Source organism: Staphylococcus massiliensis CCUG 55927 (assembly GCF_000298075.1).
Lineage (GTDB): Bacteria > Bacillota > Bacilli > Staphylococcales > Staphylococcaceae > Staphylococcus > Staphylococcus massiliensis.
In genome coordinates this window covers 197,603-215,243 of record NZ_JH815593.1, presented here as the reverse complement: position 1 = coordinate 215,243, position 17,641 = coordinate 197,603, and the positions used below count along the sequence as shown (strand labels likewise).

Annotated in this window: 22 protein-coding genes and 2 other annotated features; of the genes, 2 read left to right on the top strand and 20 right to left on the bottom strand. The window is 36.8% G+C overall.

What is annotated here, in order from left to right; all coding sequences use genetic code 11:
• The 15 genes from A33S_RS11520 to A33S_RS0101345 form a co-directional block, all read right to left on the bottom strand.
• Nucleotides 1–705 (bottom strand): SecDF P1 head subdomain-containing protein (locus A33S_RS11520; RefSeq protein ID WP_037556594.1); only part of this gene is annotated, 705 nt, incomplete at its 3' end.
• 287 nt (nucleotides 706–992) lie between these two features.
• Nucleotides 993–1,256: a preprotein translocase subunit YajC gene (gene yajC, locus A33S_RS0101410; protein WP_009382666.1), complete on the bottom strand. Its 264-nt coding sequence runs from the start codon at nucleotides 1,254–1,256 to the stop codon at nucleotides 993–995.
• A 15-nt stretch (nucleotides 1,257–1,271) separates the two neighbouring features.
• Nucleotides 1,272–2,411 (bottom strand): tRNA guanosine(34) transglycosylase Tgt, encoded by a 1,140-nt coding sequence (gene tgt, locus A33S_RS0101405; protein ID WP_009382668.1) that lies wholly within the window; start codon nucleotides 2,409–2,411, stop codon nucleotides 1,272–1,274.
• Between the two features lie 19 nt (nucleotides 2,412–2,430).
• Complete coding sequence (queA, locus tag A33S_RS0101400) at nucleotides 2,431–3,456, bottom strand: tRNA preQ1(34) S-adenosylmethionine ribosyltransferase-isomerase QueA (protein WP_009382670.1); 1,026 nt, start codon at nucleotides 3,454–3,456, stop codon at nucleotides 2,431–2,433.
• Nucleotides 3,457–3,470: 14 nt separating this feature from the next.
• Nucleotides 3,471–4,463 (bottom strand): Holliday junction branch migration DNA helicase RuvB, encoded by a 993-nt coding sequence (ruvB, locus tag A33S_RS0101395; protein WP_009382684.1) that lies wholly within the window; start codon nucleotides 4,461–4,463, stop codon nucleotides 3,471–3,473.
• Nucleotides 4,464–4,483: 20 nt separating this feature from the next.
• Nucleotides 4,484–5,086: a Holliday junction branch migration protein RuvA gene (ruvA, locus tag A33S_RS0101390; RefSeq protein ID WP_009382696.1), complete on the bottom strand. Its 603-nt coding sequence runs from the start codon at nucleotides 5,084–5,086 to the stop codon at nucleotides 4,484–4,486.
• A 12-nt stretch (nucleotides 5,087–5,098) separates the two neighbouring features.
• Nucleotides 5,099–5,554, bottom strand: coding sequence for an ACT domain-containing protein (locus tag A33S_RS0101385; protein WP_009382699.1), 456 nt, complete (start codon nucleotides 5,552–5,554; stop codon nucleotides 5,099–5,101).
• Nucleotides 5,555–5,565: 11 nt separating this feature from the next.
• A complete protein-coding gene (obgE, locus tag A33S_RS0101380) occupies nucleotides 5,566–6,861 on the bottom strand; it encodes a GTPase ObgE (protein ID WP_017176472.1) in 1,296 nt (431 codons plus the stop codon).
• Between the two features lie 175 nt (nucleotides 6,862–7,036).
• Nucleotides 7,037–7,321, bottom strand: coding sequence for a 50S ribosomal protein L27 (gene rpmA, locus A33S_RS0101375; RefSeq protein ID WP_009382703.1), 285 nt, complete (start codon nucleotides 7,319–7,321; stop codon nucleotides 7,037–7,039).
• A gap of 10 nt (nucleotides 7,322–7,331) precedes the next feature.
• The gene (locus A33S_RS0101370) at nucleotides 7,332–7,652 is read right to left on the bottom strand and encodes a ribosomal-processing cysteine protease Prp (protein ID WP_017176471.1); all 321 of its coding nucleotides are present in this window, start codon (nucleotides 7,650–7,652) and stop codon (nucleotides 7,332–7,334) included.
• Between the two features lie 2 nt (nucleotides 7,653–7,654).
• A complete protein-coding gene (gene rplU / locus A33S_RS0101365) occupies nucleotides 7,655–7,963 on the bottom strand; it encodes a 50S ribosomal protein L21 (protein WP_009382708.1) in 309 nt (102 codons plus the stop codon).
• A gap of 12 nt (nucleotides 7,964–7,975) precedes the next feature.
• Nucleotides 7,976–8,049 (bottom strand) — a sequence feature (ribosomal protein L21 leader region).
• A gap of 30 nt (nucleotides 8,050–8,079) precedes the next feature.
• On the bottom strand, nucleotides 8,080–8,604 hold the full coding sequence (gene mreD / locus A33S_RS0101360; protein WP_017176470.1) for a rod shape-determining protein MreD: 525 nt from the start codon (nucleotides 8,602–8,604) through the stop codon (nucleotides 8,080–8,082).
• A gap of 2 nt (nucleotides 8,605–8,606) precedes the next feature.
• Entirely contained in the window at nucleotides 8,607–9,452 is an 846-nt protein-coding gene (mreC, locus tag A33S_RS0101355; protein ID WP_009382713.1) for a rod shape-determining protein MreC, read from the bottom strand.
• 186 nt (nucleotides 9,453–9,638) lie between these two features.
• Complete coding sequence (locus A33S_RS12395) at nucleotides 9,639–9,788, bottom strand: hypothetical protein (RefSeq protein WP_009381849.1); 150 nt, start codon at nucleotides 9,786–9,788, stop codon at nucleotides 9,639–9,641.
• Nucleotides 9,789–9,859: 71 nt separating this feature from the next.
• On the bottom strand, nucleotides 9,860–10,321 hold the full coding sequence (locus A33S_RS0101345; protein ID WP_009381851.1) for a DUF4930 family protein: 462 nt from the start codon (nucleotides 10,319–10,321) through the stop codon (nucleotides 9,860–9,862).
• A 148-nt stretch (nucleotides 10,322–10,469) separates the two neighbouring features.
• Between A33S_RS0101345 and A33S_RS12155 the strand changes: the two genes are divergently transcribed.
• Nucleotides 10,470–10,616 carry a hypothetical protein gene (locus A33S_RS12155; protein ID WP_017176469.1) on the top strand — a complete coding sequence of 49 codons (147 nt, stop codon included), beginning with the start codon at nucleotides 10,470–10,472 and terminating at the stop codon, nucleotides 10,614–10,616.
• A gap of 218 nt (nucleotides 10,617–10,834) precedes the next feature.
• Here A33S_RS12155 and A33S_RS0101335 read toward each other — a convergent pair whose 3' ends face one another.
• From A33S_RS0101335 to A33S_RS0101315, 5 genes are all read right to left on the bottom strand, one after another.
• Nucleotides 10,835–11,110 carry a hypothetical protein gene (locus A33S_RS0101335; RefSeq protein ID WP_009381853.1) on the bottom strand — a complete coding sequence of 92 codons (276 nt, stop codon included), beginning with the start codon at nucleotides 11,108–11,110 and terminating at the stop codon, nucleotides 10,835–10,837.
• A gap of 49 nt (nucleotides 11,111–11,159) precedes the next feature.
• Nucleotides 11,160–11,852 carry a RadC family protein gene (radC, locus tag A33S_RS0101330; protein WP_009381854.1) on the bottom strand — a complete coding sequence of 231 codons (693 nt, stop codon included), beginning with the start codon at nucleotides 11,850–11,852 and terminating at the stop codon, nucleotides 11,160–11,162.
• Between the two features lie 3 nt (nucleotides 11,853–11,855).
• A complete protein-coding gene (locus A33S_RS0101325; RefSeq protein ID WP_009381855.1) occupies nucleotides 11,856–12,569 on the bottom strand; it encodes a prepilin peptidase in 714 nt (237 codons plus the stop codon).
• A gap of 274 nt (nucleotides 12,570–12,843) precedes the next feature.
• Nucleotides 12,844–14,106 carry a bifunctional folylpolyglutamate synthase/dihydrofolate synthase gene (locus A33S_RS0101320; RefSeq protein WP_009381856.1) on the bottom strand — a complete coding sequence of 421 codons (1,263 nt, stop codon included), beginning with the start codon at nucleotides 14,104–14,106 and terminating at the stop codon, nucleotides 12,844–12,846.
• A gap of 10 nt (nucleotides 14,107–14,116) precedes the next feature.
• Nucleotides 14,117–16,747 (bottom strand): valine--tRNA ligase, encoded by a 2,631-nt coding sequence (locus tag A33S_RS0101315; RefSeq protein WP_009381857.1) that lies wholly within the window; start codon nucleotides 16,745–16,747, stop codon nucleotides 14,117–14,119.
• Nucleotides 16,748–16,785: 38 nt separating this feature from the next.
• Nucleotides 16,786–17,006 (bottom strand) — a binding site (T-box leader).
• Between the two features lie 60 nt (nucleotides 17,007–17,066).
• On the opposite strand from A33S_RS0101315, the gene A33S_RS0101310 reads away from it, so the two are divergent.
• Nucleotides 17,067–17,633 carry a DNA-3-methyladenine glycosylase I gene (locus A33S_RS0101310; protein ID WP_009381858.1) on the top strand — a complete coding sequence of 189 codons (567 nt, stop codon included), beginning with the start codon at nucleotides 17,067–17,069 and terminating at the stop codon, nucleotides 17,631–17,633.
• Nucleotides 17,634–17,641: the final 8 nt, after the last annotated feature.

The window sequence follows — 17,641 nt, the reverse complement described above, 5'->3', positions numbered from 1 at the left end:
TGCATTAAGTAAGTCAGCAATACGTTTAGCTTTCTTAACGCCTTCTTCACCGTTAAAGCCACCTGAAATTTCTACATTTTCTGAGTTAATTGGTTTGTCTACAGAAGCTGCAGATACGTATTTAGGATCTTTCTTATCTTTTTCTTTCTGATAAGTATCTCCTTTTTCATGGTCTAGCCAAACGACCATCACATTTTCTTCTTTTTTAGAAATCTTCTCTGTAACTTGTCTAAATTTGTCACTATCTTTTAATTTAAACGTTACAGCGGGTTGATTCGTGTTCTGTTTAAACTCTTGTTTCGCAGAGCCTTCAACCAAGTCATTACCATTTAATAATACCTTATCATCAGCATCACGAATGGTTAAATTAGCTTGAGATGACAAGATATCCCTTGCTTCGTTTTGGTTTTTAACACCGGCAAGTTGAACACGAATACGGTTCGGTTTTTCAACTTGAATCTTAGGTTCAGAAACACCGAGTTGGTTGACACGGTTTTCTAAGGTCTTAGCTGTCGACTGAACAGCAGTATCGTCTACTTTATCACCTTTTGACAAAGGCTTAACTTGATAAAGTACCTCAAATCCACCTTGTAAGTCCAAACCAAGACTTACATTTTTTACTACATTCTTATATGTAAACGCCATACCTGCAAAGAGTAACGTTACAATCAATAAAAATGCAATAATTCTACTACTCTTTTTCACATGAACACCTCATTATTAACTTATGGGACTAGCATACTCGAAAGTATGAGCACTGTGCAAATAATACAAAAAATACATTGATTTTCTCCTTCAATACATCTTTTCTATTATCTCTTTAAGATGAGCTTTTATTGATGAGAAAATGACTCTTTGCATCACATCATTTTACCACAAATTACTTAATATAAAAATCTATTTCAAGAATAAAAAAGTACTAGGACAAAATCTTAAAAAACAATTCATACATCGCCAAATAAGATTTGCCCTAGCACTTATAAACATCTTAATTAAGATGGATCAACTTGTTTGATCGCACCTTTTTCAAAAGTCATTTCAGTACCTTGTCCGTTAATTGAAATAACTGCAGTTGTTTCGTCCACTGCGCGTACTGTACCTTTAATACCGCCAATTGTTGTAACACGTTGACCTTTTTCTAATTGACTCACCATTTCACGGTGTTCTTTTTGACGTTTTTGTTGAGGTCTGATCATAAAGAAATACATCACAACAAAAAGCAGTAAAAAAGGAATAATAGAAATTAAACTACCCATTTATGATACTCCATTCTAAAAGTTTTTTGGGTTCTCTTTATTGAGCCCATATTGTTCAAAGAATTCTTCTTTGAAATCAAGCAAACGATCATCTCTAATAGCTTGTCTGATATTCTCCATTAATTTTAGCAGAAAATGTAGATTATGATAAGTAGTTAATCGTATACCAAACGTTTCTTCAGCTTTAATTAAATGGCGAATGTAAGCTCTAGAGTAATTACGACATGTATAACAATCACAGTTTTCATCAAGCGGTCTTAAATCATCTTGGAATTTCGCATTCTTAATAACCAAGCGACCATTTGATGTCATACATGTACCATTTCGAGCAATACGCGTTGGTAACACGCAATCATACATATCCATACCTCGTATACTACACTCAATTAGCGCATCAGGTGACCCAACACCCATTAAATAACGCGGTTTATCATGAGGCATGTACTTCACAGTATGTTCTACCATATCATACATCACTGGTTTTGGCTCACCAACTGATAAGCCACCAATTGCGTATCCTGGGAAATCTAACGCCACAAGTTCTTTAGCACTTTGTTCACGTAAATCCTTATATTCGCCACCTTGAATAATGCCAAATAACGCTTGGTCTTCAGGACGTTTATGCGCTTTTAAACAACGTTCTGCCCAGCGCGTAGTGCGCTCTATTGATTTCTTAACGTACTCATACTCAGCAGGCATTGGTGGGCACTCATCAAAAGCCATCATAATGTCTGAACCTAAATCATTTTGAATTTCCATTGATTTTTCAGGACTTAAGAATAACTTAGAGCCATTCGCATGGTGTCTGAAATGAACACCTTCTTCTTTAATTTCGCGAAGGTTACTTAAACTAAATACTTGGAAGCCACCTGAATCCGTTAAGATCGGCTTGTCCCAATTCATAAACTTGTGTAAGCCACCCGCTTTTTTAATGATATCATTACCAGGTTGTAACCATAGATGGTACGTATTACCTAGGATGATTTTCGCTTCCATATTTGTAAGATCTTCAGGGCTCATCGTTTTAACCGTTGCTTTTGTTCCAACCGGCATAAACATTGGTGTTTCAAAAGACCCGTGCGGTGTATGTACGATACCGAGTCGTGCACCTGATTGCTTACAAGTTTTAATATGTTCATACGTTACTGCAGGCATATGAACCTTCCTTTCATTATTAAATAATTATCATCGCATCTCCAAAACTAAAGAATCGATATTTAGATTCTACCGCTTCCTGATATGCATTCAACACGTATTGCTTTGTTGAAAATGCAGAAACAAGCATGACGAGTGTCGATTTAGGTAAATGGAAATTCGTAATCAGGCCATCAATCGCCTTAAACTCATAGCCAGGATAAATAAATATATCCGTCCACCCACTTGAGGATACAAACGTGTCATGTTTAGCGCGTATTGTTTCAAGAGTACGCGTAGAAGTCGTACCTACTGAAATAATACGACCGCCGCGTGCTTTAGTTTCGTTTAATAAAGCGGCTGTCTCTTCAGACATTTGATAGAACTCACTATGCATCGTGTGGTCATCAATGTTATCTACGCTCACAGGTCTAAAGGTACCTAAGCCAACATGTAACGTAACATAAGCAAGGTCAACACCTTTAGCTTTTATTGCTTCAAGTAAAGGCGTCGTGAAATGAAGTCCTGCTGTAGGGGCTGCCGCAGACCCTACTTCTTTAGCGTATACCGTTTGATAACGCTCACGTTCATCTAAACGCTCTTTAATATAAGGTGGTAATGGCATTTCACCAAGTTCATCTAGACGTTCTTGTAAGATGCCTTCATATGATAGACGCATGATACGTCCACCTTGAGCTTGTTCTTCAATGCATTCTGCAATAATTTTCCCTTCACCAAAAGAAACCTTCTGACCTACCTTAATACGTTTCGCAGGTTTAATTAGTACTTCCCAATCATCACCTTCAATTTGCGTAAGCATTAACATTTCAATTTTAGCCAAAGTATCTTCTTTTAAACCAAAAAGACGCGCCGGCATCACGCGTGTATCATTTAATACAAGCGTGTCACCAGCTTTTAAAAAGGAAATGATATCTTTAAAAGTGTGATGCGATACGTCACCGGTATGTCGGTTTAAATGCAAGAGTCTACTTTCATCACGATTTTTAAGCGGCGTTTGTGCAATCAGTGATTCAGGTAAATCATAATTAAATTCTTCTATATTCACTTCATTCCCTCTTTCTATTCATCATACTTGAAGTGGTCGTATGCATAAGGTGTTGCTTTTCTACCACGTGGCGTGCGCTCTAAGAAGCCTTTTTGAATTAAGAAAGGCTCATACACATCTTCAATCGTAATGCGCTCTTCACCGATAGAAACAGCTATCGTGTCTAAACCAACTGGCCCACCTTTATACTGTTCTATAATACATGACATCATTTTGTGATCAATATAATCTAAACCTTCATCATCTACTTGAAGTAAATTTAACGCATGTTTCGTCGTTTCGATATAAATTTGTTCATCGCCATTAACTTGTTGGAAATCTCGCACACGCTTTAAAAGCCTATTCGCAACACGAGGTGTCCCACGACTTCGTTTCGCAACTTCAAGCGCACTCTCTTCATCGATGGATGTACCAAGCACTTCTGCAGTGCGGGTAATAATTTCTTTAAGTTCGTGTTCTTTATAATATTCTAAACGTAAATGAACACCAAAACGATCACGTAACGGACCAGTTAAGCTTCCTGCACGTGTTGTAGCCCCGACTAAAGTATATGGTGGTAAATCAACACGGATACTTCTCGCTTCATCGCCCTTTCCAATAACGATATCTAAAAAGAAGTCTTCCATAGCAGGATATAAAACTTCTTCAACAACGCTACTTAAACGATGAATTTCATCAATAAATAAAACATCCCCAGGTTGTAACCCTGACAATATCGCTGCTAAATCACCTGGACGTTCTATAGACGGGCCAGAAACTGTACGAACATTAACATCCATTTCATTCGCTATAATGTAAGATAATGTTGTTTTACCTAAGCCTGGAGGTCCAAATAAGAGTACATGGTCTAATGGTTCTTCACGTAACTTTGCGGCTTTGATAAATACTTCTAAGTTAGACTTGATTGAAGATTGACCGATATATTGTCGCAAATATTGAGGTCGTAAAGATAATTCAAATTCTGATTCATCACCATGCATCGTTTGATCAACCATTCTGTCATCCATCTCTATCGTACCTCCTTAAATTATGAAATTAAGAGCTGAAGACCGTATTTAACCGCTTCATCCACACTATCAATAGAAGAAGCTTGAAGTGCCTTTTTAATCTTATTAAGCTCTCGCTTAGAATAACCTAATGCTTCAAGCGCTAGAATTGCTTCGTCAACCACTTTATTTTGTTCATCAGGTGATGCAACTTGTAACACATCTTGCTTAGCTAAATCAGTAATTTTAACCTTACCTTTTAAATCTAATACAATTTGACGTGCCGTTTTCTTACCAATTCCGGGGAACTTTGTTAAGTATTGATCATTTTCATTTTCAATGGCTTGTTTAACTTCATCCGGTGTACTACTTGCAAGTATAGCAAGCGCTGACTTTGGCCCGATGCCAGTAACTTTATTTAGGCTTAAAAACATCTCTTTTTCTTCTTCATTTTTGAAGCCATATAAAAGTTGAGCATCCTCACGTACGACAAGCGACGTGTATAAAGTTAAAGCTTGGTTTAATTGATGCTGAAATCGATACGAGTTCGGTGTTTGAATTTCATAGCCCACGCCATCTCTAGTCTCTATAACTACATGAGTTGGATAAATCTTAGTAAGTTCTCCTTTAATATATGAATACATCGTCACACTTCCTTACATCGTCATTCCAATAAGTTCTACGTTCGAAACGTTATCGATATCTTTTAAAGCACTGATAATTTCATTAATAGAATATTGAGATCCTTTAGCATTTAAAGACAATGTGATTGTCGCCTTTTGATCGATAGGTAAGCTTTGATGAATGGTAAGAACAGACAATTTTAAGCTTGAAACCGTACCCATCACCATAGCAAGCATACCAATCACATCATCTACATACAGGATTAACGTAAATTCTCTTGATTTCTCCGTCTTCTCATCGACAGGAAATATTGTATCTCGATACTTATAAAAAGCACTACGCGAAAGATTAAATTGTTTAACTGCTTCAAATATAGATAACTGATTATCCTTTTTTAAAGCATCCTTAATCTGCAACGTTTTTATGACAGATTCAGGTAAAACATCTTCTCTGATTAAGTAAAATTTCTTATAATCTTTCTCCTTCATCTGAGCACCTCTTATTCTACGAATTCAAATTCTCCGCCAAGTATGCGTACAATATCTCCATTTTCACAACCACGTTCTCTTAGCGCATCATCAATACCCATTGAGCGCATTTGACGCGCAAATCGGCGTACAGCTGGGTCGCTGTTAAAGTCAGTCATCTTGAATGTACGTTCGATTTGATCACCACTTACAACATAAGCACCATCGTCGTCTCTTGTAATATTGAATTTATCTTTAGATGGAATGTGTTTATAAACAACTCGGTTTACACCGACATCATCTTCATCCTTTTTAGAAAAGTCCACGTCTTTAACGGAATCTAATGTGTCCGCAATCGTGTATAAGAGTTCATCAATATTCTCTCGTGTAAATGACGAAACTGGAATAATCTTAACGTCTTGATCTTTAGTTTGAGACTTAAACGTTTCAAGTTGTTCTTCTGCGCCTGGAATATCCATTTTATTAGCAACAATAATTTGAGGGCGATCTTCAAGTCGTTGTTCATAAGCCTTAAGTTCATTATTGATCGTGACATAGTCTTGGTAAGGTTCGCGGCCTTCCATGCCACTCATATCGATAACATGAACAATAACTTTCGTACGCTCTACGTGTCTTAAAAATTGATGACCTAAACCTACGCCGGTTGAAGCACCTTCAATTAAACCTGGTAGGTCAGCCATAACAAAGCTACGGCTATCTTTCGTTGAAACGACACCTAAATTAGGTTTAATTGTAGTGAAGTGGTACGCACCGATTTTCGGCTTGGCTTTTGACACAATAGAAAGTAACGTAGATTTACCTACGCTTGGGAAACCGACTAAACCAACGTCAGCGAGTAGTTTTAACTCTAGGGTAACTTCGATTTCTTCACCTGGTTCACCATTCTCACTGAAGTCTGGTGCAGGGTTTTTAGGTGATGCGAATCTAGAGTTACCGTGTCCGCCACGACCACCTTTAGCGATTACAGCTTGTTGACCATGTTCAACTAGGTCAGCTAACACGTTATCGGAATCAACTGGTTTAATAATTGTACCTGGTGGGACTCTTAAAATGAGGTCATCAGCATTTCTACCATGCATGTTACTACTTTGACCGTTCTCACCTTTTTTAGCTTTAAATTGTCTTTGATATCTAAAGTCAAGAAGTGTACGTAGGCCTTCGTCTACTTCGAATACAACTGAAGCACCTTTACCACCATCGCCACCAGCTGGGCCACCGAATGGTACGTATTTTTCTCGTCTAAAAGCAGTGATACCATTACCTCCATCACCAGCTTTTAAAAATATTTTTACCTGATCGACAAACATGTTGTCACCTCTTTCTTGTCTATTTCCGTACATAATCTATTTAATTATATCATTTTCAAGAAAATTACAAAATGAATGTAGTAACTCATACGTTATTTGCAAAAAATAAAGCTCGGGACAAAATGGATTTGTTCCGAGCTTAACTTCGTTATAAAAGATTTATGTCTTTAACAAATTATTCAGCTACTGCGTATACAGAAACTTGCTTTTTGTTACGACCTTTACGTTCGAATTTAACAACGCCATCAATCTTGGCGAATAATGTATCATCGCCACCGCGACCTACATTTTCACCTGGGTGAATCTTAGTTCCACGTTGGCGGAAGATAATGCCACCACTTCTAACAGCTTGACCGTCAGCACGTTTAGCACCTAAACGTTTTGATTCAGAGTCACGACCGTTCTTTGTAGAACTTACCCCTTTTTTCGATGCAAAAAATTGTAAGTTTAATTTTAGCATGAGTTACACCTCACTTATAATTTAGTTTAATATATGCTTTGTATTCGTCTTCTAAAGTCTGTAATGAGACCAACATTGCTTGTAATATCAACTGAGCTTCTTTATTATTCGTATCCACACTTCTTATATGGAAGTAGCCACCATCGTCTTCATAATCGATATCTGGTTTCTCACTCGTTAATCCAATAATTGCGTTAACACTACCGAATAATACGGCTGAAGCGCCTGCACAAACGATGTCCTTTCCATGCTCATCAAAATCAGCATGACCATCCATAATCACGTCTGTGACTTGACCTTCATCATTTAAAGATATATCAACAGTAATCATAATTAAGCGTTGATTTTGTCGATAGTTAATTTAGTGAAAGGTTGACGATGGCCTTTTTTACGTTTGTAATCTTTTCTACGTTTGTAAGTGAATACAGTGATTTTCTTACCGCGACCTTGTTTGTTAACTGTCGCTGTAACTGTTGCACCTTCAACTGTTGGCGCACCAACTTTAACTGAATCTCCACCTACGAATAAAACTTTATCAAATGTAAAAGCGTCACCTTCGTTAGCATCTACTTTCTCAACGTAGATTTCTTGACCTTCTTCTACTTTGATTTGTTTACCGCCTGTTTCAATAATAGCAAACATACTTTGCACCTCCTGTATAATAAGTCACGCCAAAAACAGGTGACAAAAGTGTACTTAAACCTGATTTCGAGCGGTTGTACGTAGCTATTGAACTACTCAACTACTGCATAATAACATTACGCATGACGTCTGTCAATCTTTGATTGAACTTTTTCTATAACTTTCATCACGATTGGGAACATGATGAGTAACAAGATGAAATTCATGATAAATGTTGGAATAAGTCTATATAAGATAAAGCTTATAGGTTTTACATCTATCAGACCTACCATCGCGTACACAGCAAAGATAAAGAGTTCAAATAGAAATGTTAAGGCTAATATCAACGCAAATAGTATTTCGTAATCTCTGTAGAAGACCTTTACGAAATAGTGAACCAATAACACAAATATGAGATAGCCAAATAAATACAAGCCATAAAGCTGACCAAAGTACAGGTCAATAAAGATTCCAAAGAATGTGGCGAAGATAAGACTGAACCTCACATCTTTATACACCGAAATAATCATGAGGAATAAAAAGAATAAATGCGGCGCAAATACAATTTTTTGACCGAAAATGAAAATTGGTGATAAAAACGTAAGCAACGTATCTATAAAGAATAATAGGATACCAATTAAAACGTAGTACAGCACTCTCATGGTTACTCACCACGCTCTTCTTCTGAAGGAATTGACTTAGGATCACGCTTCGCAATGTATACGTGATTTAAATCTTTCATCGTTGCTGCAGGCTTAACTCTAACTTGTTTAGATAAACCATATTGGTCATTTTCAACTTTAGTTACTTCACCAATGAAAAGCCCTTTCGGTAATTGGTCTGCTAAACCACTTGTTACAACTTTGTCGCCTTCTTTAATTTTCTTACTATTATCGATATCACTAATCACAAGTTCATTGGATTCTTCTTCGTAATGATCGATTAAACCAAACACATTATCATCTTCATGTTGGATATTTACAGATAATTTACCAGCACGTGACTTAGTCGTGATCATTTCTACCTGGGATGAGTATTGGTTAACCTTTGAAATACGACCTACTAATCCAGAAGCTGTCATAACAGCCATATTCGAATCAATGCCAGCTTTTTCACCCTTATCGATTACGATACGGTTCATCCATTGATCCGGGTTACGCGCTAACACAGTCGCTGAAATAGGCTCATATTTCGATATATCTTTGATGTCTAATTCTTTTTCGTACTTCTTATTCTCTGCCTCTAATCTTTGGTTCTCCGCTTCTAGCTGTTTAACTTTGTCATCGGCTTCTGGTTGTTCATCCTTAAAGTTAAATAAATCACCTATAGCACCTGTAACAATATGTGCAGGGTATGTAAAAGCGCGTTGTCCAAACGAAACCGTATCGCCTGCATATTGTTCTACCGGTGATTGATGTTGAGAACGGATAGATAATCCTATAAGTGAAATAAATAATATCAAACCACACAGAAACACGATGAGTTTGTTATTTTTCAAAAAATTAGACAAACCGAACACCTCTATTAACAATATGTATTTTTTAAGTTCTTATATTATTTTATATTACAATTTAGCCTAAATAAAGTAGTATGATGAGAAAGTTATAAAATTCAGTTAAATCTATGCGGTATGCGTAAATCATTATGGTACAAAAAAAGAGTAAGACCTTATAAGCCTTACCCTAAACATTTAAATTTATGCTTCTTTGTCGTTGTCATTGTCGTCAGATTCTTTGTTGTCTTTTTCTTCGTCTTCTTTATAAAGTACTTCGTCTTGACGCCACTTAGCGAATAGGTTTTGCGCTTTGGCTTGTTCATTACTTTGTTGTGCTTTATCTTCAGACATTCAAATCACCTAAACCTTTTTAGTTCTTTATAAACAAAGGTTACCGTAATTCGAAATAACTTTCAAATAATCTATTTTTGATATGCTTCAGCAGGTTTCATTTCTATAGAATGACCAAGGTTTTCCATATCTTGAGTCATTTCTTGCTCTGTCGCATAAACACGTATTTGGTCCTCACCAAACTTATAGACAATAAACTGCGAATCTCGCTTACCTACAATATATTCGTCATCGTAACCCATTTCTGATAGTCCTGTTACTGACATAAATTCAGATTTATTTAACCATTGAAATACATTTTTAGTTTGACCTAATGGTACGTTTTGAAAGAATTCATTATCTTCAAGCGAATAACTGACACCGTTTTGAGGCACCGGTGCACCATTATTGTTCATTTGTTCCGTGTTTTGGTCACTAAATGGATTCCATGGTTGCTTTTTTAGAAAAGGTGCGTGATTTAAAGCGATATATACCACAAATAAGATTATAGCAAGGGCAATTAGATTTTTTATCATACGAAATATAAATCGCATATTATCCCCCTCCTTTATTCAACGAACCAAATTATATCAAATGGAAATTTGTGTAACATCGGACTCTAGGCGTATAATATAATTTACTGTAGACTGATGACAGCTTTATACAGCTTAGATAAGATATACTTAAAGGAGAGAGAAACGTATGAACATCTTAATTGCACTGATTGTCATCTTTTTAGTTGTACTTCTATTTAAATTTAGCCTACAAGTGTTTCGATTTATAATTAAACTATGCATTCTTGCACTTGTATTATATTTAGTTTATCAAGGTGTAACTTTAATGATGTGATTTTAGAACATTTTACCGATTACAATGATACATACGATCTATAAACGGGGCTGGGACATAATACTACAATTCCCTTAAACAGCATGCTTTCCTGGGGCATGGCCGGAGCCTGTAGTCTCCGGTCTCATGCTACTCCCCTAGGAGTCAGCTGTTTTGAGAATTGTGTGAAATAAAGCTCAAATGCTCTATTTCACAACTTATGTCCCAGCCTCGCTATTTTATTTGATAGCCTTTAACTTAGTAAAGAAAAAGTATGTTATGAGAATAAGTACTGCCCACACGACTCCCACAATGAGCCCACTTAAAATGTGAATTAAAATGGACTTAGTGATACCAATTACAAACCATTTGATGAGGACACCAATCGTTAACGAGACCATCGAAATAAGCAAGGTGTTCCGAATCCTTGAGATATTTAAAGTCAAATTTTGTTGGTGTAGCTTGTAAATGTAGAATACTGGTGTTAATAATGCGATCAATATGATGAAATTCATAGATGTACCTCCTAAACACCATTATTATACTGTATTTTACGTATATTAACTAAGCATTTCCGCCATCTATATAGCCTTCTTCTGATAAACTCACAAATCTTTGTTGACCGATAATAATATGATCTAACAATTCAATACCTATCACAACACCGCATTCACACAGACGTTTAGTCGTACGAATATCTTCTTTAGACGGCGTAGGGTCTCCTGAAGGATGATTATGTGCGACGATAATCGCATGCGCAGCACATTTCACAGCTTCTTTAAATACTTCACGTGGATGAACGAGCGAAGCGTTTAACGTCCCTATAAACAAGGTTTTTTCATGGATGATTTGATTCTTACTATTCAGGAAGAGTGCTACGAAATGTTCTTGTTCAAGGTCAGTCATTCTCCCTTCAAGATACATTAACACGTCATGAGGTGACTTAATAAACACCTTATCGTTCAGAGACTGTGAGTTCATACGTCGACCTAATTCAAATGCGGCTTTTAATACGATGGCCTTATGCGCGCCAATTCCTTTGATTGCTTGTAATTCATGTAAGCTTACATTAGAGAGTTGTTTTAAATCTCTTGAATGTTTTAAGACTTCTTGGGCGAGTTCCACACTTGAAAAGCCCTTTCGTCCAGTATTAATTAAAATGGCAAGTAATTCACTATTCGATAAACTGTTGGGGCCTTGGGAAACAAAACGTTCTTTAGGCTTTTCATTAGATGCAAGTTGATTTAAATTCCCCATAAACTAACCTCCGATGTATAAATTAATCATTTCAAAGTAAGTGTTCAAAAATAGGAAGGCAGCAAATACAAACGGAATTAACGGCACACCTTTTATTTTACGACGCTTAAATGCCATTAAGATTAAGGCAAATATACCACCGAGTATAAATGTAAACATAAAGAGCATCATAAATTCGTATAGAGGTAGCCCCATTAAAAGCACACACAGTAGTTTAATATCACCATAGCCAATAGATGCTCGACTAATAGCATAAAGCATATGTAATCCTAAAATAATACTTACTTTAATGAAAATGTCTTCAAAAACGTAAGGAGAAAAATATATGATGAGTATCGACAATAAGATAAGCATATGGTCAGGCACCATTTGTGATCGAATGTCGTACATAGAAAGTGCAAGTAAAAAGAATATAAAGAGTAAATAAAGTTCAGTTTGAAAATGAACTTGAATGTAAGATGGCAATGTGATGCATGCAATTATTAAAATTTCACCAACTAAATACAAGCGTGATAAAGGTTTATCACAACAATGCGTTCGCCCTTTGAGTAAGAGATAACTAACGACGGGAATAAGATCTCTTTTTCTAAGCGTTGAACGACATGCGTCGCATTTAGAGCGCGATGTGAAATATTTAAATTTAAGATCAACTACAAAGCATAGTTGATATAAGAAGCTGAACATCAATGAACTTAACAGAATTAATAAAACATACATAACATCGACCACCTTGAAATAAGCATACCACATTGCGTCTAATAATATAACAATAATATTTAATTTTTATTAAAATAAATAAAAAGATACACTTTATCCAAAACTGCATCTTAACTTACATATAAAACGCCAAAAAAAGAGGTTAGAGCGATATGTCGCCCTAACCTCTTCTATTTAAGTTAATAACTTAAGAAATGTTTTCAATCCTTTACCCTTACAAACGCTACGCTGTTCCGAAAACATCATCGTATATCTAAAGGGCTTTTCAAGGGGATTAAAATTTCATATTTAATTTAACTTCGCTAATAAAATATAGACTTCCAACAATTAATAAACCTGGTCCTTCGTATTCTTTGATGAATGTTTGATAGTCGTGAATTAAGGCCTTGTTATCATGTTCGACTTCGTCATATAACGTATGACGTGGTAGTGCTTTAGGGAAGTCGAAATCCGTAACATTGAACGTTGTCGCGATTTGAGATAACTGATGAATCATAGATTGAACAGGTTTACCGTCTATCGCCGCAAACAATACGTCTACCTGATCAAGATGATAATAGTCACGAATACTCTTTACCGAGGCTTCAATACTCTCAGTATTATGTGCACCATCTAAAATGATTAATGGTGATTCGCTAACTTGTTCTAAACGCCCTGTCCAATTAACCGCTTCAATGCCGTCTATCATCTTATTGAAATCGAGTTCAACGATGCCTGCTTCTTTAAGCTCTAACAGCGCAGTAATTGCTAATGAAGCGTTCTCTTTTTGATGATCACCAATCATATTCAGCACTAAATTCTCAAGTTCATAGTCTTTATAGCGATACGTGAATTCATCATCTTCTGAGATAACCGTGATTTCTCGACCAATTTCAATCGCTTTCGCATTACTCTTCTCTGCGAACTCGCGAATGTATTTCAGAGCGTCTGGATCTTTGACTGAATATATCACTGGCGTATCTTCTTTAATGATATGTGCTTTATCACGGGCGATATCAAGGTATGTTTGACCTAAAATGTCAGTATGATCTAAACCGATGCTTGTTAAGATAGACATGATCGGCTTAAAGACGTTTGTTGAATCATTTTTAACACCGAGACCAGCTTCCACAATAACGAAATCTACAGGTCTGATTTGACCAAAGTATAAGAACATCATTGTAGTAATGATTTCAAATTCTGTTGCCGTACCAAGATCTGTTTCAACGCTTAATGCCTCACATATCTGTTTAACACGCGCTACAAGATCTACAAGTTCATCATTCGTGATAGGATGACCGTTAAAACTGATACGTTCGTTAAACGTTTCAATATATGGAGACGTAAACGTTCCAACGTCATAACCATTGTCGACAAGCGCACTCTTTAAATAGGAAACAGTTGATCCTTTACCATTCGTGCCACCAACGTGAATACCTCGTATTTGACGCTCAGGATGGTCTAGTTGCTCTAGCATCCATTCCATGCGTTTAACACCAGGTTTTATTCCAAATTTCTTTTGCTCATGTATCCAATATAAGCTGTCTAGGTAATTCATAGTAAGACTCCTATACGTTTAATTGTTCTATTCTTGATTTTACACCATCGTATTTCTCTTGGTAATCTTTTTGTTTATCACGTTCAGCTTGGATAATTTTTTCTGGTGCTTTATTAACGAAGTTTTCGTTAGCTAATTTGTTTTCAACGCGGTCTAATTCTTTTTGCCATTTTTCAAGTTCTTTTTCCAAACGTTTACGCTCTTTATCCATATCGATTAAACCTTCTAATGGTAAAATCACTTCCCCTGCAGTCACTACTGATGTCATAGCCTTTTCAGGAATCTCAACATCAGTATCAATAACGAGTTCGTTTGGATTACAGAATCGCTCGATGTAGTCGCGGTTGTCGTTTAGAACTGCTTTAACATTGTCGTCTTTAGCTTGAATACGAATCGGAATTTCTTTAGAAAGTGGTGTATCCACTTCTAAACGAGACTGACGTACTGCTTTGATAATTTCTACGAGATGTTCCATCGTCGTTTTACTATCTTCAAATTGAAGTGACGTATCGACTTTCGGCCAAGATGCGGTAACAATAGAGTCACCTTGATGTGGTAAGTTTTGCCAAATATGTTCCGTTACAAATGGCATAAATGGATGTAACATACGCATAATTTGATCTAATGTATAACTTAATAAAGAACGTGTTGTTTGTTTACGCGCTTCGTCGTCACCATTCATCGGGATCTTACTCATTTCGATATACCAATCACAGAATTCATCCCAAATAAAGTTGTATAAGTTACGACCAACTTCACCGAATTCATACTTATCACTTAAATCTGTAACCGTCTGAATCGTTTCATTTAAACGCGTTAAAATCCATTTATCTGCTAGTGATAATTCACCACTTAAGTCAATATCTTCATACTTAAAGTCTTCACCAATATTCATTAAGCTAAATCGTGCAGCGTTCCAGATCTTATTAATGAAGTTCCATACAGATTCAACCTTTTCAGTTGAGTAACGTAAGTCGTGGCCTGGTGATGAACCTGTAGCTAAGAAGTAACGTAAGCTATCTGCACCGTATTCATCGATAACATCCATTGGGTCTACACCATTACCTAATGATTTACTCATTTTACGGCCATCTTCAGCACGTACTAAGCCGTGTAATAACACGTCGTTGAATGGTTTTTGATTTGTAAATTCTAAACCTTGGAATATCATGCGTGCTACCCAGAAGAATATGATGTCATAACCTGTCACAAGCACGTTAGTTGGGTAGAAGCGTTTATAATCTGCGCTATCTTCATCTGGCCAACCAAGCGTTGAGAACGGCCATAACGCACTTGAGAACCATGTATCTAAAACGTCTGGATCTTGCGTCCAATTCTCAATGTCTTCAGGTGGCGTTTCTGAAACGTATAATTCGTTTGTTTCATTATGATACCAAGCTGGAATTTGATGACCCCACCATAACTGTCTAGAAATAGTCCAGTCTCTAATTTCATTCATCCATCTCGCAAAGGTCTTTTCAAAACGAGGCGGAACGAATTCGATACGTTCATCAGTATCTTGGTTGTTAAGCGAACGCTCAGCAAGCGGCTTCATCTTAACGAACCATTGCGTTGAAAGATAAGGTTCCACAATCGCGCCACTACGTTCTGAGTGACCAACTGAGTGCATATGACTTTCAATCTTGATAACTAAACCTTCGTCTTCAAGGTCTTTAACAAGTTGCTTACGACATTCAAAGCGATCCATACCCTCGTATTTATCCGCTTTATCGTTCATGCAACCAGATTCATCCATTACAACAATGCGTTCTAAATCATGGCGATTACCGATTTCAAAGTCGTTCGGGTCGTGTGCAGGCGTAACTTTCATCGCACCACTACCGAATTCCATATCAACGTAATCATCCGCAATAACTGGTAACTTACGACCTACAATCGGTAACGTCACATACTTACCAATAACGTCTTGATAACGCGCGTCATCAGGGTTAACCACAATCGCTGTATCACCAAGCATTGTTTCAGGACGAGTCGTCGCGATCTCAATATATCCATCGCCATCCGCATATGGATACTTAAAGTGATAGAATTTACCTTCAACGTCTTCGTGAATCACTTCAATATCAGATAAAGCCGTACGCGCTTTAGGATCCCAGTTAATAATACGTTCGCCGCGATAAATCAGACCTTTGTTATACATATCCACAAAGACTTTCTTAACAGCCTTACTTAAACCTTCATCTAAAGTAAAGCGCTCACGACTATAATCTAAGCCTAGACCAAGTTTCGCCCATTGTTCACGAATAAATGACGCATACTCCTCTTTCCAGTCCCAAGCCTTTTCCATAAATTTGTCGCGACCAATGTCATGACGTGAAATACCTTGTTCTTGCATCTTAGCTTCCACTTTAGCTTGCGTCGCAATACCAGCATGGTCCATACCTGGTAAATATAATGTGTCATAACCTTGCATACGTTTCATACGCGTAATCATATCTTGTAACGTTGTATCCCATGCATGACCTAAATGTAAACGACCTGTCACATTCGGAGGCGGGATCACAATCGTGTATGTTTCTTTAGATTCATCTTGTCCTGCTTTGAAAAGCCCTTGGTCTAACCATTTTTGATAACGACCACTTTCAACTTCATTTGGATTATATTTAGGCTTCATTTCCATATCAAAAACCTCCTTAAAATATAAAAAACACCCGTCCATAATAGGACGGATGTTCCGTGGTACCACCTATATTCGACATAATAACAACGTATTATGAAGCACTCCAATTTGATTAACGCTCAATCACGCTTTTACCTAGTCTTTCCCATTTCAGCAAAAGTTATCTCGGGCTACCTTCAATTATGAACGCTATGTACTCACAGCACACGTACACTCTCTTAAAACGTCACATAACATACTCTTCCCTAAACTATATTCATCTACTTTAATATAGTATACTGATATTGGTCATAAGTCAATATACGGGAGGTTGCTACACATGAACCCTTGTGCTTTTGGAACGAAAGATCCTATCTATATCGCATATCACGACAACGTTTGGGGACAACCCATGTATAATTCAAAAGACTTGTTTAAATTAATTGCCCTTGAATCACAGCACGCCGGTCTTTCCTGGTTAACGATACTTAAGAAAAAGGAAAGCTATGAAGACGCCTTTCATCAATTTGAACCTACTAAAGTTGCTGAAATGACTGAAGCTGACATCGATGAATTAATGTCGTTTCCTAATATTGTGCATAATCGCAAGAAATTAGAAGCCATTGTCTCTCAAGCAAAAGGCTTTCTAAAGATTGAAGCAGAATTTGGAAGTTTTAGCGATTTTCTATGGTCATATGTAGACCATGAACCTATTAATTTTAAATTTAAAACACGAGAAGAACGTGAAGCTATTACAGTTGATGAACGTGCTAAACGCTTATCTAAGGATCTTAAGACATATGGCTTTAAGTTTTTAGGACCGGTAACTGTTTACTCCTTTATGGAAGCTTGTGGGATGTACAATGGACATCTTGTAGATTGCCCTAACAACCCTGAGAACAAATAAAAAGCAGG